The 23,832-nt window shown below is 55.5% G+C and carries 27 protein-coding genes and 3 tRNA genes; 17 read left to right on the forward strand and 13 right to left on the reverse strand.

Going from position 1 to position 23,832, the window contains the following annotated elements:
* Positions 1-65: 65 nt before the first annotated feature.
* The 5 genes from CW267_RS07485 to CW267_RS07505 all read right to left on the reverse strand — a co-directional run bounded on the left by CW267_RS07485 (position 66) and on the right by CW267_RS07505 (position 3,249).
* Complete coding sequence (locus CW267_RS07485; RefSeq protein ID WP_008807546.1) at positions 66-560, reverse strand: DUF2501 domain-containing protein; 495 nt, start codon at positions 558-560, stop codon at positions 66-68.
* A gap of 65 nt (positions 561-625) precedes the next feature.
* Positions 626-1,363, reverse strand: a complete 738-nt coding sequence (gene dnaC, locus CW267_RS07490; protein ID WP_008807545.1) for a DNA replication protein DnaC — start codon at positions 1,361-1,363, stop codon at positions 626-628.
* 2 nt (positions 1,364-1,365) lie between these two features.
* The gene (dnaT, locus tag CW267_RS07495) at positions 1,366-1,905 is read right to left on the reverse strand and encodes a primosomal protein DnaT (RefSeq protein WP_100781476.1); all 540 of its coding nucleotides are present in this window, start codon (positions 1,903-1,905) and stop codon (positions 1,366-1,368) included.
* A 103-nt stretch (positions 1,906-2,008) separates the two neighbouring features.
* Positions 2,009-2,482 carry a threonine/serine exporter gene (locus tag CW267_RS07500; protein ID WP_012542936.1) on the reverse strand — a complete coding sequence of 158 codons (474 nt, stop codon included), beginning with the start codon at positions 2,480-2,482 and terminating at the stop codon, positions 2,009-2,011.
* Complete coding sequence (locus CW267_RS07505; RefSeq protein ID WP_008807542.1) at positions 2,473-3,249, reverse strand: threonine/serine ThrE exporter family protein; 777 nt, start codon at positions 3,247-3,249, stop codon at positions 2,473-2,475. The genes CW267_RS07500 and CW267_RS07505 overlap by 10 nt, the downstream gene beginning before the upstream one ends.
* A gap of 281 nt (positions 3,250-3,530) precedes the next feature.
* On the opposite strand from CW267_RS07505, the gene pobA reads away from it, so the two are divergent.
* The 4 genes from pobA (at position 3,531) to bglJ (ending at position 7,235) form a co-directional block, all read left to right on the forward strand.
* Positions 3,531-4,715 (forward strand): 4-hydroxybenzoate 3-monooxygenase, encoded by a 1,185-nt coding sequence (gene pobA / locus CW267_RS07510; RefSeq protein ID WP_008807541.1) that lies wholly within the window; start codon positions 3,531-3,533, stop codon positions 4,713-4,715.
* Between the two features lie 16 nt (positions 4,716-4,731).
* Positions 4,732-5,613: a helix-turn-helix domain-containing protein gene (locus CW267_RS07515; RefSeq protein WP_008807540.1), complete on the forward strand. Its 882-nt coding sequence runs from the start codon at positions 4,732-4,734 to the stop codon at positions 5,611-5,613.
* A gap of 264 nt (positions 5,614-5,877) precedes the next feature.
* A complete protein-coding gene (locus CW267_RS07520; protein WP_008807539.1) occupies positions 5,878-6,600 on the forward strand; it encodes a helix-turn-helix transcriptional regulator in 723 nt (240 codons plus the stop codon).
* Positions 6,561-7,235, forward strand: a complete 675-nt coding sequence (bglJ, locus tag CW267_RS07525) for a DNA-binding transcriptional activator BglJ (RefSeq protein ID WP_022065583.1) — start codon at positions 6,561-6,563, stop codon at positions 7,233-7,235. Before CW267_RS07520 ends, bglJ begins: the two co-directional genes overlap by 40 nt.
* Positions 7,236-7,240: 5 nt before the next feature.
* Here the strand turns inward: bglJ and CW267_RS07530 are convergent, their stop codons facing one another.
* Positions 7,241-7,699 (reverse strand): YbaK/EbsC family protein, encoded by a 459-nt coding sequence (locus CW267_RS07530; protein ID WP_008807537.1) that lies wholly within the window; start codon positions 7,697-7,699, stop codon positions 7,241-7,243.
* A gap of 333 nt (positions 7,700-8,032) precedes the next feature.
* Between CW267_RS07530 and CW267_RS07535 the strand changes: the two genes are divergently transcribed.
* A complete protein-coding gene (locus CW267_RS07535; RefSeq protein ID WP_008807536.1) occupies positions 8,033-9,376 on the forward strand; it encodes a PTS cellobiose transporter subunit IIC in 1,344 nt (447 codons plus the stop codon).
* A gap of 48 nt (positions 9,377-9,424) precedes the next feature.
* On the opposite strand, the gene fhuF is transcribed toward CW267_RS07535, so the two are convergent.
* From fhuF to CW267_RS30420, 3 genes are all read right to left on the reverse strand, one after another.
* Positions 9,425-10,213: a siderophore-iron reductase FhuF gene (gene fhuF, locus CW267_RS07540; protein WP_012542930.1), complete on the reverse strand. Its 789-nt coding sequence runs from the start codon at positions 10,211-10,213 to the stop codon at positions 9,425-9,427.
* A 111-nt stretch (positions 10,214-10,324) separates the two neighbouring features.
* A complete protein-coding gene (locus tag CW267_RS07545; protein ID WP_008807534.1) occupies positions 10,325-11,371 on the reverse strand; it encodes a GGDEF domain-containing protein in 1,047 nt (348 codons plus the stop codon).
* A gap of 23 nt (positions 11,372-11,394) precedes the next feature.
* A complete protein-coding gene (locus CW267_RS30420) occupies positions 11,395-11,565 on the reverse strand; it encodes a hypothetical protein (RefSeq protein ID WP_012542929.1) in 171 nt (56 codons plus the stop codon).
* A gap of 70 nt (positions 11,566-11,635) precedes the next feature.
* Here CW267_RS30420 and CW267_RS07550 point away from each other — a divergent pair, with 70 nt between their 5' ends.
* Positions 11,636-11,875 (forward strand): DUF1435 domain-containing protein, encoded by a 240-nt coding sequence (locus CW267_RS07550; protein ID WP_012542928.1) that lies wholly within the window; start codon positions 11,636-11,638, stop codon positions 11,873-11,875.
* A 21-nt stretch (positions 11,876-11,896) separates the two neighbouring features.
* Here CW267_RS07550 and CW267_RS07555 read toward each other — a convergent pair.
* The 4 genes from CW267_RS07555 to rsmC form a co-directional block, all read right to left on the reverse strand.
* Positions 11,897-11,983: transfer RNA gene (locus CW267_RS07555), tRNA-Leu, on the reverse strand.
* Between the two features lie 31 nt (positions 11,984-12,014).
* Positions 12,015-12,101, reverse strand: a tRNA-Leu gene (locus CW267_RS07560).
* A gap of 28 nt (positions 12,102-12,129) precedes the next feature.
* Positions 12,130-12,216: transfer RNA gene (locus tag CW267_RS07565), tRNA-Leu, on the reverse strand.
* 171 nt (positions 12,217-12,387) lie between these two features.
* Positions 12,388-13,416, reverse strand: a complete 1,029-nt coding sequence (rsmC, locus tag CW267_RS07570) for a 16S rRNA (guanine(1207)-N(2))-methyltransferase RsmC (protein ID WP_012542927.1) — start codon at positions 13,414-13,416, stop codon at positions 12,388-12,390.
* A 102-nt stretch (positions 13,417-13,518) separates the two neighbouring features.
* On the opposite strand from rsmC, the gene CW267_RS07575 reads away from it, so the two are divergent.
* The 11 genes from CW267_RS07575 to deoB all read left to right on the forward strand — a co-directional run bounded on the left by CW267_RS07575 (position 13,519) and on the right by deoB (position 23,767).
* On the forward strand, positions 13,519-13,932 hold the full coding sequence (locus CW267_RS07575; protein ID WP_100781477.1) for a DNA polymerase III subunit psi: 414 nt from the start codon (positions 13,519-13,521) through the stop codon (positions 13,930-13,932).
* Positions 13,901-14,347, forward strand: coding sequence for a ribosomal protein S18-alanine N-acetyltransferase (gene rimI / locus CW267_RS07580; RefSeq protein WP_008807531.1), 447 nt, complete (start codon positions 13,901-13,903; stop codon positions 14,345-14,347). The genes CW267_RS07575 and rimI overlap by 32 nt, the downstream gene beginning before the upstream one ends.
* 14 nt (positions 14,348-14,361) lie before the next feature.
* Complete coding sequence (yjjG, locus tag CW267_RS07585) at positions 14,362-15,039, forward strand: pyrimidine 5'-nucleotidase (protein ID WP_008807530.1); 678 nt, start codon at positions 14,362-14,364, stop codon at positions 15,037-15,039.
* A gap of 90 nt (positions 15,040-15,129) precedes the next feature.
* Entirely contained in the window at positions 15,130-16,719 is a 1,590-nt protein-coding gene (prfC, locus tag CW267_RS07590) for a peptide chain release factor 3 (protein ID WP_008807529.1), read from the forward strand.
* Positions 16,720-16,938: 219 nt separating this feature from the next.
* The gene (osmY, locus tag CW267_RS07595) at positions 16,939-17,559 is read left to right on the forward strand and encodes a molecular chaperone OsmY (RefSeq protein ID WP_008807528.1); all 621 of its coding nucleotides are present in this window, start codon (positions 16,939-16,941) and stop codon (positions 17,557-17,559) included.
* A 129-nt stretch (positions 17,560-17,688) separates the two neighbouring features.
* Positions 17,689-17,850: a DUF1328 domain-containing protein gene (locus tag CW267_RS07600; protein ID WP_002887716.1), complete on the forward strand. Its 162-nt coding sequence runs from the start codon at positions 17,689-17,691 to the stop codon at positions 17,848-17,850.
* A 153-nt stretch (positions 17,851-18,003) separates the two neighbouring features.
* Complete coding sequence (locus CW267_RS07605) at positions 18,004-19,077, forward strand: patatin family protein (protein ID WP_016160262.1); 1,074 nt, start codon at positions 18,004-18,006, stop codon at positions 19,075-19,077.
* Complete coding sequence (locus tag CW267_RS07610) at positions 19,074-19,859, forward strand: metal-dependent hydrolase (RefSeq protein ID WP_012542923.1); 786 nt, start codon at positions 19,074-19,076, stop codon at positions 19,857-19,859. The genes CW267_RS07605 and CW267_RS07610 overlap by 4 nt, the downstream gene beginning before the upstream one ends.
* Before the next feature lie 416 nt (positions 19,860-20,275).
* Positions 20,276-21,055 carry a deoxyribose-phosphate aldolase gene (gene deoC, locus CW267_RS07615; protein WP_002887784.1) on the forward strand — a complete coding sequence of 260 codons (780 nt, stop codon included), beginning with the start codon at positions 20,276-20,278 and terminating at the stop codon, positions 21,053-21,055.
* 113 nt (positions 21,056-21,168) lie between these two features.
* A complete protein-coding gene (gene deoA / locus CW267_RS07620; protein WP_008807525.1) occupies positions 21,169-22,491 on the forward strand; it encodes a thymidine phosphorylase in 1,323 nt (440 codons plus the stop codon).
* Positions 22,492-22,543: 52 nt separating this feature from the next.
* A complete protein-coding gene (deoB, locus tag CW267_RS07625) occupies positions 22,544-23,767 on the forward strand; it encodes a phosphopentomutase (RefSeq protein WP_012542922.1) in 1,224 nt (407 codons plus the stop codon).
* The last annotated feature ends 65 nt before the right edge of the window (positions 23,768-23,832 follow it).

Genomic DNA, 23,832 nt, shown 5'->3' on the forward strand with positions numbered 1-23,832 from the left:
TAAAAAAACCGTTTCAGGCCGCGCTGCCGTCGCGAAGGCAACAAACGCGGCATGAGCAGTACGTATCAGGAGAGGAAGTTAACGCCCTGTTTTAAGACCAGATCGCAGGCTTTGGTTTTCACCTGTTTCGCCAGCGAGCTGTTGCCAAGCGTATTCAGGTCCAGCTGCTGGCCGTTATTACTGTTGAGCAAGCCCTGCAGGCCATCGAGATAGTTGGTGTCTTGTTTCTGTTTTTCCGGCGTGCTGAGTCCCAGTTTATCCAGCACCTGGTTTTTGACGTTATCGGCGCTGGTCACGGAGGCCAGTTTCTGTTGCGCGCAATATGACAGGATCCCGGCCGCATTATTCATGCTGCTGGCGGTCAGAGACTGGCTGCTGCCGCTGAGCAGGCTGGTTAGCGAGGAGACGGACATGCCGCCGCTGCCAGCCTGGGTGCTGCTGCCGCTAAGCTGGCTGGCGGCGCTGTTAAGAGAATCCTGCCAGGAGGCAGCGTGAGCGCCGGCGAGGGTAAATGCACTGGCGGCAAAAGCGGCAAGTAAGCCATTTTTAAACGATTTCATAGACGGACTCATAAGCGTGACTGAATAATCGCTTTAGTATAACGCCGTCATCGTCCGGAAATCTCTTAATACTCCTTGCCAGTGACGCGGTGCCGGTAACTTTCCCAGTTGAAGATAACCCACAGACTGTTCCCCAGCCGCATACGGTCCATTACCCGTTCGCCGAGCAGCTTGTTCATCTCTTCCATATTACTGTTGGTGAGCATCCCGGTAGGCCGTTTGGATGAAGAACGACGGTCAACTATCTGATTGATAATGACCTTCTCATAGCGAGACTCCGTCTGCATACCAATTTCATCAATCACTAACAGGTCGACTTTGCTGAGGTCGCTCAGTAACTGCTCTTCGCTCGTTTCCCGGTTGCCAAAGGTATCTTTCATCGCCGACATAATATCGGCCACGGTGATGATTAAGACCGACTTCCCGCGCAGCAGCAGCTCGTTGCAGATGGCTGCCGCCAGGTGATTTTTGCCGGTCCCCGGTTTACCGGAGAAGATAAAGCTGGCGATATTGCCATCGAACTCTTCCACATACTGACGTGCGCGGGCGAGGGCGTTCATCTGTCCTTCGCACTCGACGCGGTAGTTATCAAAGGAACAGTTCTGATGCAGCGGGCGGATCCCTGAGCGGTTGAAGGTGCGCTGCATTTTCATCGCGCGATTCTCCCGCTCCAGCGCTTCGGAACGCAGCCGGCCTTGCTCTTTTTGCCAGGCCAGCAGTTCTTCGCCGGTTTTAAACGCCGGTTCGATATGGGCCGGCATCATTTTCTGCAGACGCTTCATCAGGTCGCCCACGTTTTTCATGCTCATCCTCGGAAACCTCGCGGAATATGACTGTCGGGTTCGCTCACGCTGTTCACATCGCGCTTCGGCTGTCCGCCGTTGCTGGCGCGGCTGATTTGCACGCTACGCGCCAGCTTCTGCTGCCACTGCACGTGGTGAAACACTTTACCTTCCGCCTGCCAGTAAGCGACGAAGGCAGCCAGCTCTTCCGGCGTGACTGGCTGGCTCAGGGCAATGCCCCATAGCGCGGCCAGGCGCTGAAAATCGGCGTCAGGCTGCCAGTCGGCGTACATGGCAAATTTGCCCATTGGCACCGCAACTGGCGCCGCGGATGGCTCCTCGAAAAACTGCGGGTCAAGGGCGATGTCGCTGCCGGGGCGCGCCAGCCTGGCTTCCAGCTCCAGCAAATGCGCCAGCCGCGCTGGCGTCAGCGCATAGAATGCCGGCGCGTTATTGGCAAAAACGGCAACGGTGCCGTCAGTTGATTTCGCCAGCAGCGCCGCGTGCTGCTGGAGGAACTCTTCCAGGCCGCTAAAATGGGAGGTTAAAATTCGCGAAGACATAACTCTATCTCAACTCTGAACTGCAAAGAGTGGGGTGATCTGCACATAGTAGCACAGAGCCCGTCGCGGAAGGAGCGTCGCGGCTGTACCGCGACGCCGGGGGTCAGACGCGAGGGCGCTTACGATACAGCCACAGACCGGGTATCGACAGGCCAATAGAAAGGGCGCCCACAATAGACGATGCCTTTAAAAAATTGCTCAGCAGCAAAATCATCATCTCTTCAGAATAGCCAAAATGGCTGATCTTTACCGCGGAGATCATCGCGGTGTAGGCCGAGATGCCGGGAAACATCGGGATCACGGCGGCGACGGTAAAAATCTTCGGATGCGCCAGATACCAGCGTGACCACTGAATGCCGATGCTGCCCACCAGCAGCGCGGCGAGAAAGGTGGCCCATTCAATGTTAAAACCGGCGCTCATCATGACCATTCGCGAGCCGTGACCGATCGCCCCCAGCAGCGCGCACCAGCGCAAGGCGCGCTGGGGGACATTAAAGACCATGGCAAAACCAACGGCGGGGATTGCCGCCAGCAGCATGTCTTCCGCCAGTGCGAAAATAAACGAGATTATGCCCATCCGCGCAGCCCCCATACGGTCATCGCCATCACCACGCCAATGCAGGTGGCAAGGGTTAACAGGCTGGCGATCGCCCAGCGGGCGAGCCCCGTATTAATATGCCCTTTAAACATATCGGCGACGGCGTTGATCAAAGGAAAACCCGGAACCAGCAGCAGGACGCTGGCGGCCATGGCAATGGTCGGCGTACTGGCAAAGGCCGGGAGGCGCAGCAGCAGCCCGGAGATGGTGGTGGCGACAAAGGCGGTGATGCAGAAGTTGATCTGCGGATGCATGGACCGGTGGGTCAGCACCTGGCGAATGTACATGGCTACCGTACTGGCGCAGAAGCTGACCAGCGCGCCGTCCCAGCCGCCGTTATTCAGTTTGCAGAAACAGGCGCAGGAGAGCCCCACCATGATGACCAGCAGCCAGCGCGGATAACGCAAGGGAACGATCTGCGCAAAGCGCTTCTCGACATCGCGATAGTCGAGCAGCTTATGTTCGGCGAGGATCACAATGTGCTGCACTTCCGTTACCACATGCATATTGATGCCGCGGTCGACATTTTTACGCGTTGAGGTGAGACATTCGCCATCTTTAATGGTGGTCAGCACGATGGCATTAGACGAGATGGCGCTTTCGACGCTATCCATTCCCAGCGCCCGTCCGAGGCGGGTGGATAGCTCTTCCACCAGCGCACTTTCGGCGCCGTGCTGTAACAAAAAAAGACCACACTGGATGCACAATCGTGTGATTGCCCGCTGCTGTGACCGATCAACCTGCATAATTCCTCTGCTGTCCGCGACGTCTGGTTATCTGTCGATACTTTAACCTGAAGCGCCGTAGCGGCTGAGGGGGGCGGGATCAAATAATATGCAAAAATGTCCCGGCTGGCGGGACGGCAGAATTTGAAGCATCCCACAATTTTGCCAGTTTGGTGAAAAGTGCAATTTTTGCCGCCATTCATCCCTTCTTTTTCCCGTCTGACTTATCAAAAATGCAGGAAAGCACTTTTATTAAACAAAAAATATACAAATAATTAACCCTGCAAGAGTGAGACAACCCTATGAAAACACAGGTCGCGATTATTGGCGCAGGCCCCTCCGGGCTGCTGCTGGGGCAGTTGTTGCACAACGCCGGGATCCATACCGTGATCCTCGAGCGTCAAACGCCACAGTATGTGCTGGGGCGCATCCGCGCGGGAATTCTGGAAAGCGGCACCGTCGATCTGCTACGCGAAGCGGGCGTGGCGCAGCGGATGGATGCCGAAGGCCTGGTGCATCATGGGGTGGAGTTTCTGTTTGACGGCCAGCGGGTACCCGTCGCACTGAGCGAGCTGACTGACGGCAAGAGTGTGATGGTTTATGGCCAGACGGAAGTGACCCGCGACCTGATGGCGGCCCGGACCGCCAGCGGCGCGCCAATCGTCTATGGCGTGAGCGAGGTGGCTATTCATGACGCGAAAAGCGACCGACCGACGGTCACCTACCTCAGCGAAGGTGAAACCTGCCGCCTGGAGTGCGACTTTATCGCCGGTTGCGACGGTTTTCACGGGGTGTCACGGCAAAGCATTCCCGCTGACATTCTCAAAACCTACGAGAGCGTGTGGCCGTTTGGTTGGTTAGGCCTGCTGGCGGATACGCCGCCGGTCAATCCGGAGCTGATTTATGCACACCATCAGCGGGGGTTTGTATTGTGTAGTCAGCGCTCACTTACGCGCAGCCGCTATTATCTACAGGTTCCGCTGAGCGATAAGGTTGAAGCCTGGTCGGACGAACGTTTCTGGCAGGAGCTGAAAAGCCGCTTGCCGGAGGACCTGGCATCCAGGTTAGTGACTGGTCACTCACTTGAGAAGAGCATTGCCCCGCTGCGCAGTTTCGTGGTGGAGCCGATGCAGTATGGGCGGCTGTTTCTGGTGGGAGATGCGGCGCATATCGTTCCGCCAACCGGCGCCAAAGGGTTAAACCTGGCGGCATCGGATGTTAACTACCTGTGGCGGATCCTGCGTGAATACTATCATCGTGGCCGCAGCGATCTGCTGGCGACCTACTCGCAACTGGCGCTGGATCGGGTGTGGAAAGGGGAACGCTTTAGCTGGTTTATGACTCGCCTGCTGCATGATTTCCCGGACCAGAATGCGTTTGACGCCAAAATGCAGGCCGCCGACCGCCGCTACTACCTTGGCTCCCGCGCCGGGCTGACCACCATCGCGGAAAACTACGTGGGCTTGCCCATGGAACGCGTTACCTGACTAAAGAGGAGTGATTATGCCGCCCATGCAAGTCGTCCCCGTATTTAAGCTGTATGGCGAAGAGCGCGGCTGGCCAACGCCGGACCTGCTGCACTGCGAGTCGATTTTGCAGCGTAGCAGTCTGTACGAGTGGCATATTCGCGTTCATCAGCATGCGGAAATGGTCCAGCTCCTCTACCTGCATCAGGGCCGGGCGGAGATCGAAATTGAAGGCGCCACCGCGGTGATGACGGCGTCCTGCATCCAGGTGGTTCCCGCCCTTTGTATTCATGGGTTTCATTTTTCACCCGGGACACAAGGGTATGTGCTCTCCCTGGCGCTGCCGCTGCTGAGCCGGTTTGAAAACCAGTTCGGCCGGCCGCTGGATGTGCTTAGCGTACCGCAGTGCGTGCCGGTAGGCCGTTCCCGGGGGCATATGCATACGCTATTTTCGGCGCTTCGCGAGGAATATTGCGAAGAGCATGATGCCCGGGAGATGATGTTGTACTCGTTGCTGGGGACGCTGCTGGTCTGGCTGAACCGGCAGTGCCGCCCCGCACCGCCCACGGAAGATAAAGCGGAGCGGAAGCGCAGTATGATGCGCCACTTTTCCCGACTTATTGAGAGCCACTATCGGCAGCATCTCCCGCTGGCGGAGTATGCGAAGCTAATTGGGTTGTCGGTCACGCACTTAAATTATTTATGCCGCGAGTTCTATGGCTGTAGCGCGCTGGGAGTATTGCATCAACGCCTGATGCTGGAAGCGCGACGCAATCTGCAGTACACCCGCATGACGGTAACACAACTCTCTGATTACTTAGGGTTTAGTGATGCTGCCTATTTTTCTCGCTTTTTCCGCCGCTATAGCGGGATGTCGCCTAAAGCATTTAGAGAAACAATCAAAGATAATGCTTTATAACTCACGTGCCTGAAATTACTTTTGCTAAATAATAGTTTTATCTTTTCTAATTTATTAGCGCAGGAGCGTCTGTGCTAATATTAATCGCAAGTATACACAGCAATAATATTTACACGGTATGACCACGGTTCGGTCGTTACGTATACCGTGTACGCAGGCCATGAATATACTTTTTATATTCATTCAGAGAATGATAAGGCGATGATGTTAAGCGCCGATTGTTTGCCGGCAGGCGAAGGAACTTCGACAGGAAGCGGAGGTGTTATGTTACCAGGACAAGGTAAGTTTGGTGTTGTTATTAGTAAAATTCCCGTCATGCAGTCAGGGTTAAAGGTTATCTTCAATGAAAATCTCCCTGATTACGAACTCAGTTTTTGTCGTTCTCATGATGAGCTCACCCTTTTGCAACTGCGGCGGGCAGTGCTGGTCGTCGCGGATATCTCCGGCGAGATTGCGCATCCCCGTGCCGTCTGCGAGCGTTATTACTCTCTGATGACGCAGTATCGTGATATTCACTGGGTTTTTATGGTCAGTGACAGCCTCTATCCATTGGCCGTTGAGCTTTTAATTCGCCCTGAAAGCTCGCTGATCTCGGAGAGTGAGCCGGTTAACCGGTTGATTGAGGTGATTTGCGCCGGCAGTCGTGCCGCTGAGCAAATTAGCCGGACGTTGTTCACCGGAGACGAGGATAGCGATTTCGCAAGCTACCACTCTGCGGCGATGCTGACCCTTTCGGAACGCAAGGTTTTGCGTCTTCTGGCAAAGGGATGGGGAATCAATCAGATCGCTGCGCTGTTGAAAAAGAGCAATAAAACCATCAGTGCGCAGAAAAATAGCGCAATGCGACGCTTATCACTGCGAAGCAATGCTGAAATGTATGCCTGGATCAACAGCGTGCAGGGAATGCAAGAGCTGAATATCAATTCAGCTTACGGGGAGCAAATGGAATGGAAAAAAATAGCACAACCCGCCATGTCGCCATCGTAGAAAAATGTGTGATGACGGAAATGGCCTGGCGCTATATCTTTAGTCGTGAAGATAATAGCCGATATCATATTCATCTGTTTAAAAATGTCAGTATGCTCAGGGCGGCGGAAACATCGTTTTCCTGGTCGGCCATTATCTTTTCTCTTTCGGGAAGCCGTTCTTCACGAGCTGAGAGTCTGCTTTTTGTTCATGAAATGGCGCGGTGTCGGCCGGAAGTCCAGGCAATTATTCTGGCTAATAATGAAAGTGAAATGCATCTGATCGGCCATCTTATGCCGGCTTGTCTGCACGGCATACTGAATAAATCCGCGCCGCGACGCGGGTTACAGGAGCGTTTGTTACAGCTGCTGGACAATCATCACCTCAGCGGCAGCGAACAATTTTGCGACAGAGAGGCGTGCAACGATCCGCTAAGTCCAACGGAGCACGCCATCCTTCGGTATATGTCGTGGGGATATTCGCTTTCTGATATTGCGATACAGCTGAACCGGAACATTAAAACTATCCGCGCGCATAAATTTAACGCCATGACCAAGCTCGGGGTTCGCTCAGATATCGGTTTATTAAACGCGGCGGATATCTTGCTGCATTTACCGATGAGCGGCGCGAACAACGCCGTTAAACAGGTGGCGTAACGCGGCTATAAACACACGTCTACCCATGTCGCATCGGTGAGCTGCGCCAATCGTTCTGGTTCAATACGAACGGCGCTGTGAATGGCTCCCGCTGCGGGTAGCACCTCCTGATAGTGCCTGAGCGAGACGTCGCAATAGACGGCCAGCGGATTTTCCAGACCAAAAGGGCACACGCCGCCTACCGGATGACCGGTCCAGGTCACCACCTCATCGCTGCTTAACATTCTGGCTTTCGCACCAAAGGTCTCTTTCAGCTTTTTGTTATCCAGCCGCGCATCGCCCCTGGCGACGATCAGAACAATCTTATCCTTGATCTTGAGCGACAGCGTTTTGGCGATTTGTCCAGGCTCAACGTTGTGTGCGGCAGCGGCGAGCGCGACGGTGGCGGTACTCTGGTTTAACTCAATAATTTCGATATCGGGGGCGTGTTCGGCAAAAAACTGCCGTACAGACTGCAGACTCATTGGATTCTCCTGATTTAAGCCTGGTTAAATCTGTCACAAGCCTGGCGGAGTGTAAATAACAGCGCGGACAATCCAGATTCTTTCTATTTTGTCGATCTCCTTCACATTCACCGTAACCGGTTACTGTAACCGGTTGCGGTTGTGCGCGTAGAGATGAATACTGGAACAGTCACTTCTCACTTTATTTATAACATAAGAGCCGTGTATGAATCGTTGCGTCATGAGCAGTATAGCCGGTAATCCATCAGCGGCCTGCTGCATCAAAAAGCGGTCATCGTAACGGCAGGGTAATCGTTGTTGGGCCAGTATCAATAGCCTGTCAGGAGGGCTACTATGTCTGCTAACCATGCTGCGTTTAATTTGATATTTCGCTTTGTAGAAAATTACATAAGCCCCATAGCAGGGCGGATCTCATCGCAGCGCCACGTCATGGCTATCCGTGACGGTTTTATCTCAGCGATGCCATTTATGATCGTCGGATCGTTCCTGCTGGTGTTTGCTTATCCACCTTTCTCACCGGATACCACCTGGGGTTTTGCCCGCGCCTGGCTGGATCTGGCAAAAGAGTTTGAGGGGCGTATTCTGACCCCCTTTGATATGACGATGGGGATCATGTCGATCTACATCTGCGCGGCGATCTCCTATAACCTCGGTAAGCACTACGAGAAATCCAATCAGCTCGATCCCTTTATGTGCGCAATGCTGTCGATCATGGCCTTTTTGCTGATTGCCGCGCCGAAGACCAATGGCACGCTGCCGGTGGATAGCCTCGGGGGGACCGGGATCTTTACCGCGATTCTGGTGGCGATCTATTGCGTGGAAATGATGCGTTTTTTGAAAGCGCACAACATTGGGATCCGCTTGCCGGACCAGGTTCCGCCGATGATCAAAAACTCCTTTGATCTGTTGATCCCAGTGCTGGTGGTCGTGCTGACGCTGTATCCGCTGAGTCTGTTTATCCAGCACCATTTTGACATGCTGATCCCGCAGGCCATTATGGCCATCTTCAAACCGCTCGTTTCGGCAGCCGACTCTCTGCCGGCAATTCTGCTGGCGGTGCTTATTGGCCACCTGTTGTGGTTCGCCGGGATCCACGGTGCTGCGATTGTGTCCGGGATGCTGCAGATGTTCTGGCTGACCAACCTCGGTATGAACCAGCAGGCGCTGGCCCAGGGGGCGCCTCTGCCGCATATCTTCATGGAGGCTTTCTGGACATTCTTCATAGTGGTTGGTGGTTCCGGGGCGACCATGGGGCTGGTGTTCTGTTATCTGCGTAGCCGCTCAGCGCATTTGCGCTCCATTGGTCGTCTGAGCGTGGTGCCAAGCCTGTTTAACATTAACGAGCCGGTTATCTTTGGGACGCCTATCGTCATGAATCCGGTGTTCTTTATTCCGTTCCTGCTGGCGCCAATGGTGAACGCGGTGCTGGCCTGGGCAGCAATGAAGCTGGATCTGATTGGCCGCGTTATCTCGGTGGTACCGTGGACGGCGCCAGCACCGATTGGCGGCGCCTGGGCGCTGGGCTGGGATTTTCGGGCGGCGGTTCTGGTGATCGTTCTGGCCTGCGTATCGGCGATTATCTACTTCCCGTTCTTTAAGGTGTATGAGAAACAGCTGCTTGCTCAGGAAGCGGAAGAGGCCGAGCGAGCAGAGCAGGAGAGTCAACAGACCGCATAAATAGCAACGGGCGGCAAGGGCCGCCCGTTAATTTTGAGGTAGGGGGCGTTATTTCAGCGTGCAGTCGCCGCACTGTTGGACATCCGGCAGGCGATAGCGCTGGCAGCAGGTGCGTCGGACTAACAGCCCTTCACGCAGCACCACCGTTCGCCACAGCGGGTTATCCTGACCATCGGCGAGCTGTTTTTCAAAAAAACAGTGTTGACGCAGAGCGGCGACCTGCTCATCGCCCAGCAGCGTGCGCATTTCACCTAAATACCAGTTGATCAGATAGCCGGTATTACTCCAGATAAGTTTGCCATTGATCTCGCCCGTCGCTTCCAGCGCCTCAACAATCGGCTGCAGGGTACGAATCACCAGGGCATCTATCCGCGCCTGCGGTGAAAGCGCTGCTATCCTGGCATCGCTATGCACATCAATCCAGAAGCAGGCAGCCCGACCGCTCTCGTGAAATTCGACATGGAAATGTTCTGGCGCCAGGCTGAGTCCCTGCGGTTCATTAAGCAGCGCCAGCATCAACGGCGGCACCAGCAGGCCGATATACCACTGGGCCCAGAGCGAGAGCAGGGGCTTCTGTTCACGCGGCTGCGTGGGCTGATGACGATAGATATGATCGGACCAGGTGGCCAGCAGGGAGCGTAACGCGATGGGTTGCGACCACTCGGCGAGCGTTAACGCATGCGGCGGGGCAGGCTCATCCAGACGCAGGAAATCCAGCAGATGAGGGCGCAGGGCAGTGATTTTTGCCCGAAGACTCTCCGCCAGCGCGCGTTCAGCCGTCGGGAAGGGAGCCCGCCAGATGAGTTCGTCGCTAAGAGAAGGGGAGCGCCAGGCCATTTGATTTCCAGATACAAATCTAAATGATAATGATTCCTGATATTAGTTGTTTGCAGGCGGCATGGCAAGGAGTTTGTCGGCGCCGCGATACCGCGGCGCGCGAAGGAAAAGCTAACTGGCAAGAATAATATTGCGTCCTTTATTTTTGGCCTCATACAGTGCGCCATCGGCTCGTGCCAGCGCTTGCTCAATGTTGTCATCAATGAGCGGCGTCAGGCCAATGCTGATGGTCACGTTGGTGGCGACACTTTCATTAAACATATGCGGGATCTTCAGATCATAGACCCGCTGGCGAATGCGTTCGGCAGCCTGCCAGGCGGTTTCCTCGCTGCTGTTGGTCAGCAGGACCATAAACTCTTCCCCACCAAAACGAGCGACAATATCGCGTGAGCGCACGGCGTTGCGGATCGCGGCAGAGACGCGAATCAGCGCCTGGTCGCCCATCATATGACCATAGTGGTCGTTATAGGCTTTAAAGTGATCGATATCGAGGAGCAGCACAAAGTGGTTGTCGCCGTCCAGCGCCAGCAGGGTGTCGAGGCGGTTCTGTAGCCCGCGGCGATTATACAAACCGGTCAGGGGATCCAGCATACTGAGATCGTTGAGCGTGTTGCGTTCCTGCATCAGTTTATCCATTAATCCTTGCGTGAAGGCATCGTTGCGCTTCTGGATAATATTTTGCAGGGTAATACCGGCAATAGGCAGCACAAAACAGTAGGTCATGCGCAACCATTGTTCCCCCTCTGACATTATCAGGCAGATAAGGAAAGTCGGTAAAGAGTGAAGGGTAAAGGCAGTGATATTATTGGAAAAAGCGATGGTGCCGATAAACAGAATGCTTAATAGGGCGATTACCAGATAGTTAAAATGCGGCGGTGTCAATAGCATCGCTTTTGCCACCACGTGCCATGCCCAGAGCATGCCAAATAACAACGAGATAGCCGGAATATTTATTTTCGCTTGCGGCCATTTCCAGTGCCAGAGCAGCAACAGCCCGCTGCAGGCCACGATCAGGGCGCAGGGCAGCGTAAAACGAACTACCGTAAATAGTGGGCTGACCAGCGACAGAGAGGAGGAAATGAAATTAAGCAGTAAAAAAAGCCGTAAGGAATATTGATATTTTTGTGCGTAGTGTGCTCGCCAGGTTTGTGCAGTCATATCGGAAGAATCATTATTAGTCGTTAAATTTCAAAATGATGAAAGCCAAAAATGAAGAGTCTGATAACAATGTGCAAAAAAAGGTTATTTGCAAAATAAGCAAAATATTTAATATATATCGATAATCCGCTTAATTTATCACCTTCATGAATGTATGTCATTACCGCGAACGTAAAGAAAAAGACGCAAAGCACATCGCAAATGACAAATGATAAATGTTATCATATGATATTGGTTATCATTATCGTTTTGAGAGGTGAAACCATGTTGCAGCGGGCATTAGGGAGTGGTTGGGGTGTGGTGGTTCCCGGGGTGCTGATTGCCGCTCTCGGGTATGCCGGAGTCTCGGCCGATGTGTGGCGGGCGCTGGTCACGGTGGGCATGCTGATGTCCGCAGCGATGATATGGCATCGTCAACTGCGCCACTTTATCCTGCTGCCATCTTGCGTTGCATTGATTGGTGGAATAATGCTGATGATTCTGGATTTTAAACTGGGGGGATAATGCCGGAAGAGAAAAGAATATTGGTGCGAGGGGGGGGACTTGAACCCCCACGTCCGTAAGGACACTAACACCTGAAGCTAGCGCGTCTACCAATTCCGCCACCTTCGCACAGTATTCTTTCTTTAGGATATTGCCTCGTTGGTGCGAGGGGGGGGACTTGAACCCCCACGTCCGTAAGGACACTAACACCTGAAGCTAGCGCGTCTACCAATTCCGCCACCTTCGCCCAGTGCGAGCAATATCTTTGTGGATTATGGTGCGAGGGGGGGGACTTGAACCCCCACGTCCGTAAGGACACTAACACCTGAAGCTAGCGCGTCTACCAATTCCGCCACCTTCGCATACCATCGACACTATGAAAGTATCGTTACCACGGAGGCGCATTCTAGTGGTTTTCGGCGGCACGTCAATAGTTAATTATGCAGGTTGTATCGATTGCTGCAAAAATGGGCGGGTTTGCCGCGAAGAAGAGCCAGCGGCACCGCAAGTGGGCCGCTGGCGCCAGAAGACGATTATTTTTTCGCCTGGCGGGTCATGATGGTGCGATAGACCTTAAACCGTCCTGTTTGGGCGATCACTTCATGGAAGCCAAATGTCTCATCCAGTACCTGGGGATACGGCAGGAAGGCGTTGGCGACAATGCGCAATTCGCCGCCGCTGTTCAGATGGCGAACCGCGCCGCGGATCAGCGCCTGGGCCGCTTCGAGGCTGGTCTGCAGCCCATCATGGAATGGTGGGTTGGAGATGATCATGTCGAAGCGACCATTGACCTCCGAAAAGACGTTGCTGGCAAACACATCGCCTGCAAAACCATTAGCGGCAAGCGTCGCGCGGCTGGCTTCGACCGCCGGGGCGCTGACGTCGCACAGGGTCAGACGCACCTTCGGCGAATGGCTGGCCAGCACTGCGGCCAGCACGCCCGCGCCGCAGCCGACATCCAGCACTTTCCCTTTGGTATGCGGCTCGAGAGTGGACAGCAGCAGCTGACTGCCGACGTCCAGACCGTCGCGACTAAACACGCCAGGCAGCGTTTTAATCGTCAGATTATCCAGCGCATACTCGCCCCAGAATGCTTCGGCGTCGAAGGTCGGCTGCTTTTCCAGACGACCATGGTAGAGGCCACAGCGACGGGCGCTGTCGATTTTATTCAGCGGGGCATATTCGGCCAGCATTTGCTCTGCGCTGCGAACGCCGCTACGGTTTTCCCCGACGACGAAAATATCGATTCCCACCGGCAGCAGAGAGAGCAGGTTCATCAGCTGGAACTGCGCCTCGGGTTTGTTCTTCGGCCAGTAGTAGATCAGGGTGTCGCAATCGGCGACGTCGGCGGCCTCGGCCACTAAGCTAAAACGGACGTTGTCACCCATCTGACGGTTCAGCACCTGCCAGTGGTGGAACTGTTGGGTATGAGCGCGGCTGGCCGCGGTATCCAGACGCGCAGGCAGGTCATCCTGCAGGTCACCGGCAAACAGAACGCGGGCGGACTCGAAATCATCACTGTGGCGCAGCAAGACTTCACTTGCCGGGGTAAAAGCGGACATGAAACACTCCTTCATTAAGACTGGCGCCGATTATAGTAGTTTGTTGGCGCAGATACGACGGATTTGCTATATTGCGCGCTTGTTTACCAGGAGTGTTTCGCTATGACATCCCGACGAGACTGGCAATTACAGCAGCTGGGCATTACCCAGTGGTCGCTGCGCCGACCGGGGGCGTTGCAGGGCGAAATCGCTGTCTCGCTTCCTGAACATATTCGTCTGGTGATGGTGGCAGAAACCCTGCCGTCGCTGACAGAGCCGCTGATTGGCGACATATTACGCGCGCTGGCCGTGACGCCAGATCAGGTCCTGCAGCTTACCCCCGAGCGGGTGGCGATGCTGCCGCAGGACAGCCGTTGCAACAGCTGGCGGTTGGGCACAGAGGCGTCGCTGCCGCTGGCGGGCGCCCAGGTGTCCACCCCCGCTTTTGATGAACTTCAGACCAGCGCGCCTGCTCGCAGGGCGCTCTGGCAACAAATCTGCGCACATGAACACGATTTCTACCCTCAGCACGGCTGATTTATCCAACGCCTGGCAAATCGAAAAACGCGCCCACGCTTTCCCGTGGAGCGAACAGACCTTTGCCAGCAATCAGGGTGAACGTTATCTGAATTACCAACTGGCAGTGGATGGGGAAATGGCGGCATTTGCCATTACTCAGATTGTCCTTGATGAAGCGACGCTGTTTAACATCGCCGTCGACCCCGCATACCAGCGCCGTGGCCTGGGACGGGAACTGCTGGAACATGTTATTGATGAAGTTGAAAAACGCGGCGTCGTCACGCTATGGCTGGAGGTGCGCGCTTCCAACGCTGCCGCCATTGCGCTCTATGAAAGCGTAGGCTTTAACGAAGCGACCATCCGCCGCAACTACTATCCGACGGTCGACGGGCGCGAAGACGCCATTATTATGGCTCTGCCAATCAGTATGTAAGACAAGGTGATACGATGAAATGGGACTGGATTTTCTTTGATGCCGATGAAACGTTGTTTTCGTTTGATTCTTTCAGCGGCTTACAGCGGATGTTTCTCGACTACAGCGTGACATTTACCGCCGAAGATTTTCAGGACTATCAGGCCGTGAATAAGCCGCTGTGGGTGGATTATCAAAACGGCGTCATCACCTCGCTGCAGCTGCAGCACCAGCGCTTTGACAGCTGGGCGGAACGTTTGAATGTTAAGCCGGGTGAGCTCAACGACGCGTTTATGAATGCGATGGCGGAAATCTGTGCCCCGCTGCCGGGGGCGGTCTCGCTGCTCAACGCGCTGCAGGGCAAGGTCAGGATGGGCATCATCACCAACGGTTTTACCTCGCTGCAGCAGACTCGTCTGGAACGCACAGGTTTACGCGATCACTTTGATTTACTGATTATTTCTGAAGAAGTCGGCGTCGCCAAGCCGGATGCGCGCATCTTCGATTACGCGCTGGCGCAGGCGGGTAATCCACCGCGCTCGCGAGTACTGATGGTCGGTGATACCGCCGAGTCGGATATCCGCGGCGGCGTGAATGCCGGCCTGGCGACCTGCTGGCTGAATGCGCACCAGCAAACGCTGCCGGTAGACCTGCAGCCCGACTGGACGGTGACCTCGTTAAGCGAACTGGAGCAGCTCCTGTGTAAACACTGATTGCCTCCCCCCCATTGATGGGTAAAATAGCCGCAATTTTTCGTATTCCACATGCGCAGCCCGTTGCTGCGTTTACTTAGAAGATTAATTATGACGTTGTCTCCTTATCTGCAAGAGGTGGCCAAACGCCGCACTTTTGCCATTATTTCTCACCCGGATGCCGGTAAGACCACCATCACCGAAAAGGTGCTGCTGTTCGGACAGGCGATTCAGACCGCCGGTACCGTAAAAGGCCGTGGCTCCAGCCAGCATGCAAAGTCCGACTGGATGGAGATGGAAAAGCAGCGTGGGATCTCAATCACCACCTCGGTGATGCAGTTCCCGTATCACGACTGCCTGGTGAACCTGCTGGATACGCCGGGGCACGAAGACTTCTCCGAAGATACCTACCGTACTCTGACGGCGGTTGACTGCTGTCTGATGGTGATCGACGCGGCGAAAGGCGTTGAAGACCGGACCCGTAAGCTGATGGAAGTTACCCGTCTGCGCGACACGCCGATCCTCACCTTTATGAACAAACTCGACCGTGATATCCGCGATCCGATGGAGTTGCTGGATGAAGTTGAGAATGAGCTGAAAATCGGCTGCGCGCCGATTACCTGGCCTATCGGCTGCGGCAAGCTGTTCAAAGGCGTTTATCATCTCTACAAAGATGAAACCTACCTGTATCAGACCGGTAAAGGCCACACCATTCAGGAAGTGCGCATCGTGAAGGGGCTCAACAACCCGGAACTCGACGCAGCGGTGGGGGAAGACCTGGCGCAGCAGTTGCGCGACGAGCTGGAGCTGGTGCAGGGCGCGTCAAACGAGTTCGATAAAGATCTGTTCCTGGCGGGCGAAATCACCCCGGTGTTCTTCGGGACTGCGTTAGGTAACTTCGGCGTTGACCATATGCTGGATGGCCTGGTGGAGTGGGCGCCGGCGCCGATGCCGCGTAACACCGACACGCGTGAAGTCACCGCCACGGAAGAGAAATTTACCGGCTTCGTGTTTAAAATTCAGGCCAACATGGACCCGAAACACCGCGACCGTGTGGCTTTCATGCGCGTGGTGTCCGGCAAATATGAAAAAGGCATGAAGCTGCGTCAGGTGCGTATCGGTAAAGACGTCGTGATTTCCGACGCGCTGACCTTTATGGCCGGCGACCGTTCTCACGTTGAAGAAGCGTATCCGGGCGATATTATCGGCCTGCATAACCACGGCACCATTCAGATTGGCGATACCTTCACCCAGGGCGAGATGATGAAGTTCACCGGTATTCCGAACTTCGCACCGGAACTGTTCCGTCGTATTCGCCTGAAGGATCCGCTGAAGCAGAAACAGCTGCTGAAAGGGCTGGTTCAGCTCTCTGAAGAGGGCGCGGTACAGGTCTTCCGTCCGATCGCCAATAACGACCTGATCGTCGGCGCCGTTGGTGTGCTGCAGTTTGACGTGGTGGTAGCGCGTCTGAAAAGCGAATACAACGTGGAAGCGATTTACGAATCGGTCAACGTGGCCACCGCGCGCTGGGTTGAATCCACGGATGTGAAGAAATTCGAAGAGTTCAAACGTAAAAACGAAGTTCAGCTGGCGCTGGATGGCGGCGATAATCTGACCTATATCGCCCCGACAATGGTCAACCTGAACCTGACGCAGGAGCGTTATCCTGACGTGGTGTTCCGCAAAACGCGCGAGCACTAATCCCTGATGAAGCGCGGCATAGCCCGCGCTTTTTTCTTTCCAAGCTCGCGTTTCCCTCCTTCTGGAAAGTTCTTAAAACACCGCTAATTCGTCTGTTTTTTGTCCATATCATCCGCAACCCCTTCGTCTGTCTACTATATTTAATTCGTGATTTTAAAAATGCTGGCGTAATTCACTGCTTTCAGACGCCAGCGCTGGTGAAAAAACGAGGACATCACGATGACCAGACTAAAGAATGCCAATATGTTGCTGGCGCTCTTCTTAGGCTTAGCCGCGTTGAACGCCTCGGCAGAGACGGAAAAAACAACGGTAGACAGTGCGAAGTCGGCTGCCAGCAATGCGGGAGAGGCGGTAGACAATTCGATTAATAAAGTCGGCGATTTTATGGATGACAGCACCATTACCGCGCGGGTAAAAGCGGCGTTGATCGACCATAAAGATATTAACTCCGGCGATATTTCGGTGAAAACGGAGAATAAAGTGGTCACCCTCAGCGGCGACGTCACCAGTACTGAACAGAAAAGTCAGGCACTGAGCGTAGCGAAAGGGGTCGAAGGCGTCTCGCACGTTAACGACAAGCTGACGGTCCATCATAAATCATCGAGCGAGACGGCGACGCTGAAAGGCTATGCCGGGGATACCGCCATTACCAGCGAAGTGAAAGCCAAGCTGCTGGCGGATGACATTGTCCCTTCGCGCAATGTGAAAGTCGAAACCAACGCCGGCGCGGTGCATCTGACCGGTACGGTGGCTTCCGCGGCGCAGGCGGAGCGTGCGGCAGAGATTGCGAAAGCGGTCTCCGGCGTGAAAAGCGTCCGCAACGATCTTAGCGTTAAGTAAATCGAGTTATTAACAAAAGTGTTGTCTGGCCAAGGTTGCCGAACGAATAGCAGCATCCTCTGAGCGATGAGCTATACAGAAAGGGTGCGCAAACCGCTGTTCACCGTCCATTATGGTAAGGAGAAAAGTATGTTTCGATGGGGAATTATTTTTCTGGTCATTGCATTAATTGCTGCGGCCCTGGGCTTTGGTGGTCTGGCGGGTACTGCCGCTGGCGCCGCGAAAATCGTCTTTGTCGTCGGGATTATCCTGTTCCTGGTGAGCCTGTTTACAGGACGCAGACGTCCTTAGGTGGCCCGCGATGCGGGCGATGCTGAAGCCTGAGCATTTTTACTGACACGTCATCTTACACAAAGCCAGTCCTGCGGACTGGCTTTCGCGGTTTAAGCGATGGGCAAATTGCGTTACCTTGTCAGGAGAAGACCAATCGAACAGGAAAGCAGGGTGGGGCAACGCATTCCCGTCACGCTGGGCAATATCGCCCCGCTGGCGGTTAAACCCTTCCGACCAGGTAAGCTGGCGCTGGTATGCGAAGGCGGGGGACAGCGAGGGATTTTTACTGCCGGGGTGCTGGACGAATTTATGCGCGCCGGATTTAACCCCTTTGATCTGATGTTGGGGACCTCCGCCGGCGCGCAAAACCTCTCCGCCTACATGTGTAATCAGCAAGGCTATGCCCGCAAAGTTATCACCCGCTACACCACCTCACGCCAGTTTTTCGATCCGATGCGCTTTGTGCGCGGCGGCAACCTTATCGATCTCGACTGGCTGGTGGAGGCCACTTCGCAGCAGATGCCGCTGGCCATGAATTATGCTGAAGCGCAGTTCGCGTTGGGGAAAGAGCTGTGGCTGTGCGCCTGCCGCGGTGACGATTACTCTGCCAGCTATTTTTCGCCGACGCCGCAAACCTGGCTGGACCTGATCCGCGCCTCCAGCGCCATCCCCGGCTTTTATCGCAGCGGCGTGTTGCTCGACGGCGTCAGCTACCTTGACGGCGGCGTCAGCGATGCGATCCCGGTGCAGGAGGCGGCCCGCCGCGGCGCGCAGACCATCGTGGTGATCCGTACCGTCCCCTCGCAGATGTTTTATACCCCGCAGTGGTTTAAGCGGATGGAGCGCTGGCTGGGGGAGAGCAGCCTGCAGCCGCTGGTCAATCTGGTGCACCACCACGAAAACACTTACCGCGCTATCCAGCAGTTCATCGAGAAGCCGCCCGGTAAGCTGCGGATCTTCGAAATCTACCCGCAGCGGCCATTGCGCAGTATGGCGCTTGGCAGTCGACTGCCGGCGCTGCTGGAGGACTACAAAACCGGACGTCAGTGTGGCCGCTATTTCCTGGCGACGGTGGGTAAACTGCTGGCCGACCAGCCGCCGCTGCTGCGCCATGCGCCGCGTATTGCCCGGGCTGCGCCGGTGGTGGTGCCGCCCGTACCGGTGGCCAATGAAGCGCCTCAGGCGACTGTCATTCCTGCACCGCAGGCGAATGACGCCAGCTTTGATCATGAGGATCTGGCATGAGCCACCGTTTTATCGATACCCACTGCCACTTCGATTTTCCTCCCTTCGCCGAGGATGAAACCGCCAGCCTGGCGCGCGCGGCCCAGGCCGGTGTCGGGCAGATCATTGTCCCGGCCATCTCCGCTGCGCGTTTTAACCGGGTGCTGGCGCTGGCGGCGCAGCATGAGGCGCTGTACGCCGCGCTGGGCATGCATCCGATCGTCATTGAGCAGCATGCCGATGAGGGGTTGGCGCAGCTGGAGAGGTGTCTGTCCCTGCGTCCGCCAAAACTGGTGGCGGTGGGGGAGATTGGCCTCGATCTCTATCGCGACGATCCGCAGTTTGACCGCCAGCAAGCGCTGCTGGAGGAGCAACTGAGGCTGGCGAAGCGTTACGATCTGCCGGTGATCCTCCACTCCCGACGTACCCACGATAAGCTGGCGATGCTGCTGAAAAAACATGCCCTGCCGCGCACCGGCGTGGTACATGGCTTCGCCGGCAGCCTACAGCAGGCCGAGCGCTTCGTTCAGCTCGGCTATAAGATTGGCGTTGGCGGCACTATTACCTATCCGCGCGCCAGCAAAACCCGCGAAGTGATGGCGCGTCTGCCGCTTTCCGCGCTGCTGCTGGAGACCGATGCGCCGGATATGCCGCTGAATGGTTTTCAGGGTCAGCCCAACCGCCCTGAACAGGTGGCGCGCGTATTTGACGCGCTATGTGAACTGCGCGCGGAACCGGCACCGACGATTGAAGCCGCGGTGTTGGCGAATACAAAAAGCCTCTTTTCCGCGCTCGCGGGCTAAGCCTCTCCTTTTCCGCCTGAGACGAATCAGGCCTCGATTTTGGCCTGCTGTGATAATTCCATCATTTTTTTGTCCATCTAAAATTCTTTATATCTCAATAATAAACTGTTGTTTATGGCGACGATGTGCACAAATTGTGCGCCATGGCGTCGAGAAACCTTAGTAGGATATGTTAGAATAATAACATCATCACTCACTGCGCTTTGCCGGTTATGCTTAAACAGGACGTACAGGTAAGCGTCGCGATGATGGATGATTAATTGTGACTTGCATCACATCACAGTAATGCAAATTAGTAAGTAGTTTTCATTAACTGTGATGAATGTCGAAGTGTAACAGCGAGTGGATGTTACAATAGTAACAGACTCGCAAGGTGAACAAACTATTGATCCGGCATGACGCCGGCGGAGTATGAAATGACTGATTTAAAAGCAAGCAGCCTGCGCGCGTTAAAACTGATGGACCTGACCACCCTGAATGACGACGACACCAATGAGAAAGTCATTGCCCTGTGTCATCAGGCGAAAACCCCGGTGGGTAACACTGCGGCGGTGTGTATCTACCCGCGCTTCATCCCGATTGCCCGTAAAACGCTGAACGAGCAAGGAACGCCGGATATTCGCATCGCCACGGTCACCAACTTCCCGCACGGTAATGACGATATCGACATTGCGCTGGCGGAAACCCGCGCAGCGATCGCTTACGGTGCCGATGAAGTGGACGTGGTCTTCCCGTACCGCGCGCTGATCGCCGGCAACGAGCAGGTCGGTTTCGAGCTGGTGAAAGCCTGTAAAGAGGCCTGCGCGGCGGCCAACGTGCTGCTGAAAGTGATCATCGAAACCGGTGAGCTGAAAGAAGAAGCGCTGATCCGCAAAGCGTCTGAAATCTCTATCAAGGCAGGCGCTGACTTTATCAAGACTTCGACCGGTAAAGTGCCGGTGAATGCGACGCCGGAAAGCGCGCGCATCATGATGGAAGTGATCCGCGATATGGGCGTTGAGAAAACCGTTGGCTTCAAGCCTGCCGGCGGCGTACGCAGCGCGGAAGATGCGCAGCAGTTCCTGGCGATCGCTGATGAACTGTTCGGCGCCGACTGGGCCGATTCTCGTCACTATCGTTTTGGCGCATCCAGCCTGCTGGCTAGCCTGTTGAAAGCGCTGGGTCACGGCGACGGCAAGAGCGCCAGCAGCTACTAATCCCTTGATTTGCCGGATGGCGCTGCGCTTATCCGGCCTACGAATGGATGCCTGTAGGCCGGATAAGGCGCTCGCGCCGTCATCCGGCAATTTATTCTCTTTGGGAGGTTACCGTGTTTCTCGCACAAGAAATTATTCGTAAAAAACGTGATGGTCATGCATTAAGCGATGAAGAGATCCGCTTTTTCATCAACGGCATCCGCGACAATACTATCTCAGAAGGGCAAATCGCCGCGCTGGCGATGACCATTTTCTTCCACGATATGTCCATGCCGGAGCGTGTTTCGCTGACCATGGCGATGCGGGATTCCGGCACCGTTCTCAACTGGAAAAGCCTTAACCTCAACGGCCCGATCGTCGATAAACACTCCACCGGCGGCGTGGGTGACGTGACCTCGCTGATGTTGGGGCCAATGGTGGCCGCCTGCGGCGGTTATGTACCGATGATCTCCGGGCGTGGCCTCGGCCATACCGGCGGTACGCTGGATAAACTGGAAGCGATCCCGGGCTTCGATATCTTCCCGGACGACAACCGCTTTCGCGAGATTATTAAAGATGTCGGCGTGGCGATTATCGGGCAGACCAGCTCGCTTGCTCCGGCCGACAAACGTTTCTATGCCACCCGCGATATTACCGCGACGGTGGACTCCATCCCGCTGATTACCGCCTCGATTCTGGCCAAGAAACTGGCGGAAGGGCTGGACGCGCTGGTGATGGACGTCAAAGTCGGCAGCGGCGCCTTTATGCCGACTTATGAACTCTCTGCCGCGCTGGCCGAAGCGATCGTGGGTGTTGCCAACGGCGCTGGCGTGCGTACCACCGCGCTGCTGACCGATATGAATCAGGTGCTGGCATCCAGCGCCGGCAACGCCGTTGAAGTTCGCGAAGCGGTGCAGTTCCTGACCGGCGAATATCGCAACCCACGCCTGTTCGACGTGACGATGGCGCTGTGTGTGGAAATGCTGATCTCCGGCAAGCTGGCGGCGGATGACGCCGAGGCGCGCGCGAAGCTGCAGGCGGTGCTGGATAACGGTAAAGCGGCGGAAGTCTTTGGCCGCATGGTCGCGGCGCAGAAAGGGCCGACCGACTTTGTCGAGAATTATGATCATTATCTGCCGACGGCGATGCTGAGCAAAGCGGTCTATGCTGATACCGAAGGTTTTATCAGCGCGATGGATACTCGCGCGCTGGGAATGGCAGTGGTTTCTATGGGCGGCGGCCGCCGCCAGGCATCAGATACCATTGACTATAGCGTTGGCTTTACCGATATGGCGCGTCTGGGTGACCACGTTGACGGACAGCGTCCGCTGGCGGTGATCCATGCCAAAGACGAGAACAGCTGGCAGGAGGCCGCGAAAGCGGTCAAAGCGGCCATTAAACTGGACGATAAAGCCCCGGAAATTACACCGACAGTCTATCGCCGCATCACTGAATAGCGATATACTGATCTGATCGCTTTTTTGCAGCGCAAGATGTATGGAGAACAAGATGAAACGTGCATTTATCATGGTGCTGGACTCCTTTGGGATTGGTGCAACGGAAGACGCTGACCGCTTTGGCGACGTCGGCGCCGATACGATGGGCCACATTGCGGAAGCCTGCGCCAAAGGCGAGGCTGACAATGGCCGCAAGGGCCCGCTGAATTTACCGAACCTGACCCGTCTGGGTCTGGTGAAAGCGCATGAAGGTTCTACCGGTAAAATTGCCGCCGGAATGGATGGCAATGCCGAAGTGATTGGTGCCTATGCCTGGGCGCATGAACTCTCTTCTGGTAAAGATACGCCGTCCGGTCACTGGGAAATCGCCGGTGTGCCGGTGCTGTTTGACTGGGGCTACTTTAGCGACCATGAAAACAGCTTCCCGCAGGAGCTGCTGGATAAGCTGGTGAAGCGTGCGAACCTGCCGGGCTACCTCGGCAACTGCCACTCCTCCGGGACGGTGATCCTCGATCAGCTCGGCGAAGAACATATGAAAACCGGGAAACCGATCTTCTATACCTCCGCTGACTCGGTGTTCCAGATCGCTTGTCACGAAGAGACCTTTGGCCTCGACAAGCTGTATGAGCTGTGCGAAATCGCGCGTGAAGAGCTGACCGAAGGCGGCTATAACATTGGCCGCGTCATCGCCCGTCCGTTTATCGGCGACAAAGCCGGTAACTTCCAGCGTACCGGCAACCGTCACGATCTGGCGGTCGAACCGCCGGCGCCGACCGTGTTGCAGAAGCTGGTTGACGAGAAGAACGGCCACGTGGTGTCCGTGGGTAAAATCGCCGACATCTACGCCAACTGCGGCATCACTAAGAAAGTGAAAGCCACCGGGCTGGACGCGCTGTTCGACGCGACCATCAAAGAGATGAAGGAAGCGGGCGACGAGACCATCGTCTTCACTAACTTCGTCGACTTTGACTCCTCCTGGGGCCACCGTCGCGATGTCGCCGGCTACGCGGCGGGTCTGGAGCTGTTTGATCGCCGTCTGCCGGAGCTGATGGAGCTGGTTGGCGAAGACGACATTCTGATCCTCACCGCCGACCACGGCTGTGACCCGACCTGGACCGGTACCGACCATACCCGCGAGCATATTCCGGTGCTGGTATATGGCCCGAAAGTGAAACCGGGTTCGCTCGGTCACCGTGAAACCTTCGCGGACATCGGCCAGACTATTGCGAAATACTTTGGTACGTCTGACATGGAATATGGCAAAGCCATGTTCTGAGGTCATTGCCCGGTGGCGCACAGCGATCCGGGCCTACGATTTGTAGGCCGGGTAAGGCGTAGCCG

It is taken from the genome of Klebsiella sp. X1-16S-Nf21, assembly GCF_002837615.1.
Lineage (GTDB): Bacteria > Pseudomonadota > Gammaproteobacteria > Enterobacterales > Enterobacteriaceae > Klebsiella > Klebsiella variicola.

Excerpts from the sequence above, each read along its gene's own strand:
- CW267_RS07550 (WP_012542928.1), top strand. The coding sequence starts at position 11,636 with ATGTTGCAGCGGGCATTAGGGAGTGGTTGGGGTGTGGTGGTTCCCGGG.
- prfC (WP_008807529.1), top strand. The coding sequence starts at position 15,130 with ATGACGTTGTCTCCTTATCTGCAAGAGGTGGCCAAACGCCGCACTTTT.
- CW267_RS07610 (WP_012542923.1), top strand. The coding sequence starts at position 19,074 with ATGAGCCACCGTTTTATCGATACCCACTGCCACTTCGATTTTCCTCCC.
- CW267_RS07535 (WP_008807536.1), top strand. The coding sequence starts at position 8,033 with ATGTCTGCTAACCATGCTGCGTTTAATTTGATATTTCGCTTTGTAGAA.
- CW267_RS07500 (WP_012542936.1), bottom strand. The coding sequence starts at position 2,482 with ATGGGCATAATCTCGTTTATTTTCGCACTGGCGGAAGACATGCTGCTG.
- fhuF (WP_012542930.1), bottom strand. The coding sequence starts at position 10,213 with ATGGCCTGGCGCTCCCCTTCTCTTAGCGACGAACTCATCTGGCGGGCT.
- pobA (WP_008807541.1), top strand. The coding sequence starts at position 3,531 with ATGAAAACACAGGTCGCGATTATTGGCGCAGGCCCCTCCGGGCTGCTG.
- CW267_RS07485 (WP_008807546.1), bottom strand. The coding sequence starts at position 560 with ATGAAATCGTTTAAAAATGGCTTACTTGCCGCTTTTGCCGCCAGTGCA.
- CW267_RS07520 (WP_008807539.1), top strand. The coding sequence starts at position 5,878 with ATGTTACCAGGACAAGGTAAGTTTGGTGTTGTTATTAGTAAAATTCCC.
- CW267_RS07505 (WP_008807542.1), bottom strand. The coding sequence starts at position 3,249 with ATGCAGGTTGATCGGTCACAGCAGCGGGCAATCACACGATTGTGCATC.
- CW267_RS07600 (WP_002887716.1), top strand. The coding sequence starts at position 17,689 with ATGTTTCGATGGGGAATTATTTTTCTGGTCATTGCATTAATTGCTGCG.
- rimI (WP_008807531.1), top strand. The coding sequence starts at position 13,901 with ATGAACACGATTTCTACCCTCAGCACGGCTGATTTATCCAACGCCTGG.
- CW267_RS07530 (WP_008807537.1), bottom strand. The coding sequence starts at position 7,699 with ATGAGTCTGCAGTCTGTACGGCAGTTTTTTGCCGAACACGCCCCCGAT.
- dnaT (WP_100781476.1), bottom strand. The coding sequence starts at position 1,905 with ATGTCTTCGCGAATTTTAACCTCCCATTTTAGCGGCCTGGAAGAGTTC.
- bglJ (WP_022065583.1), top strand. The coding sequence starts at position 6,561 with ATGGAAAAAAATAGCACAACCCGCCATGTCGCCATCGTAGAAAAATGT.
- dnaC (WP_008807545.1), bottom strand. The coding sequence starts at position 1,363 with ATGAAAAACGTGGGCGACCTGATGAAGCGTCTGCAGAAAATGATGCCG.
- CW267_RS07545 (WP_008807534.1), bottom strand. The coding sequence starts at position 11,371 with ATGACTGCACAAACCTGGCGAGCACACTACGCACAAAAATATCAATAT.
- deoC (WP_002887784.1), top strand. The coding sequence starts at position 20,276 with ATGACTGATTTAAAAGCAAGCAGCCTGCGCGCGTTAAAACTGATGGAC.
- osmY (WP_008807528.1), top strand. The coding sequence starts at position 16,939 with ATGACCAGACTAAAGAATGCCAATATGTTGCTGGCGCTCTTCTTAGGC.
- deoB (WP_012542922.1), top strand. The coding sequence starts at position 22,544 with ATGAAACGTGCATTTATCATGGTGCTGGACTCCTTTGGGATTGGTGCA.
- yjjG (WP_008807530.1), top strand. The coding sequence starts at position 14,362 with ATGAAATGGGACTGGATTTTCTTTGATGCCGATGAAACGTTGTTTTCG.
- CW267_RS07515 (WP_008807540.1), top strand. The coding sequence starts at position 4,732 with ATGCCGCCCATGCAAGTCGTCCCCGTATTTAAGCTGTATGGCGAAGAG.
- CW267_RS07575 (WP_100781477.1), top strand. The coding sequence starts at position 13,519 with ATGACATCCCGACGAGACTGGCAATTACAGCAGCTGGGCATTACCCAG.
- rsmC (WP_012542927.1), bottom strand. The coding sequence starts at position 13,416 with ATGTCCGCTTTTACCCCGGCAAGTGAAGTCTTGCTGCGCCACAGTGAT.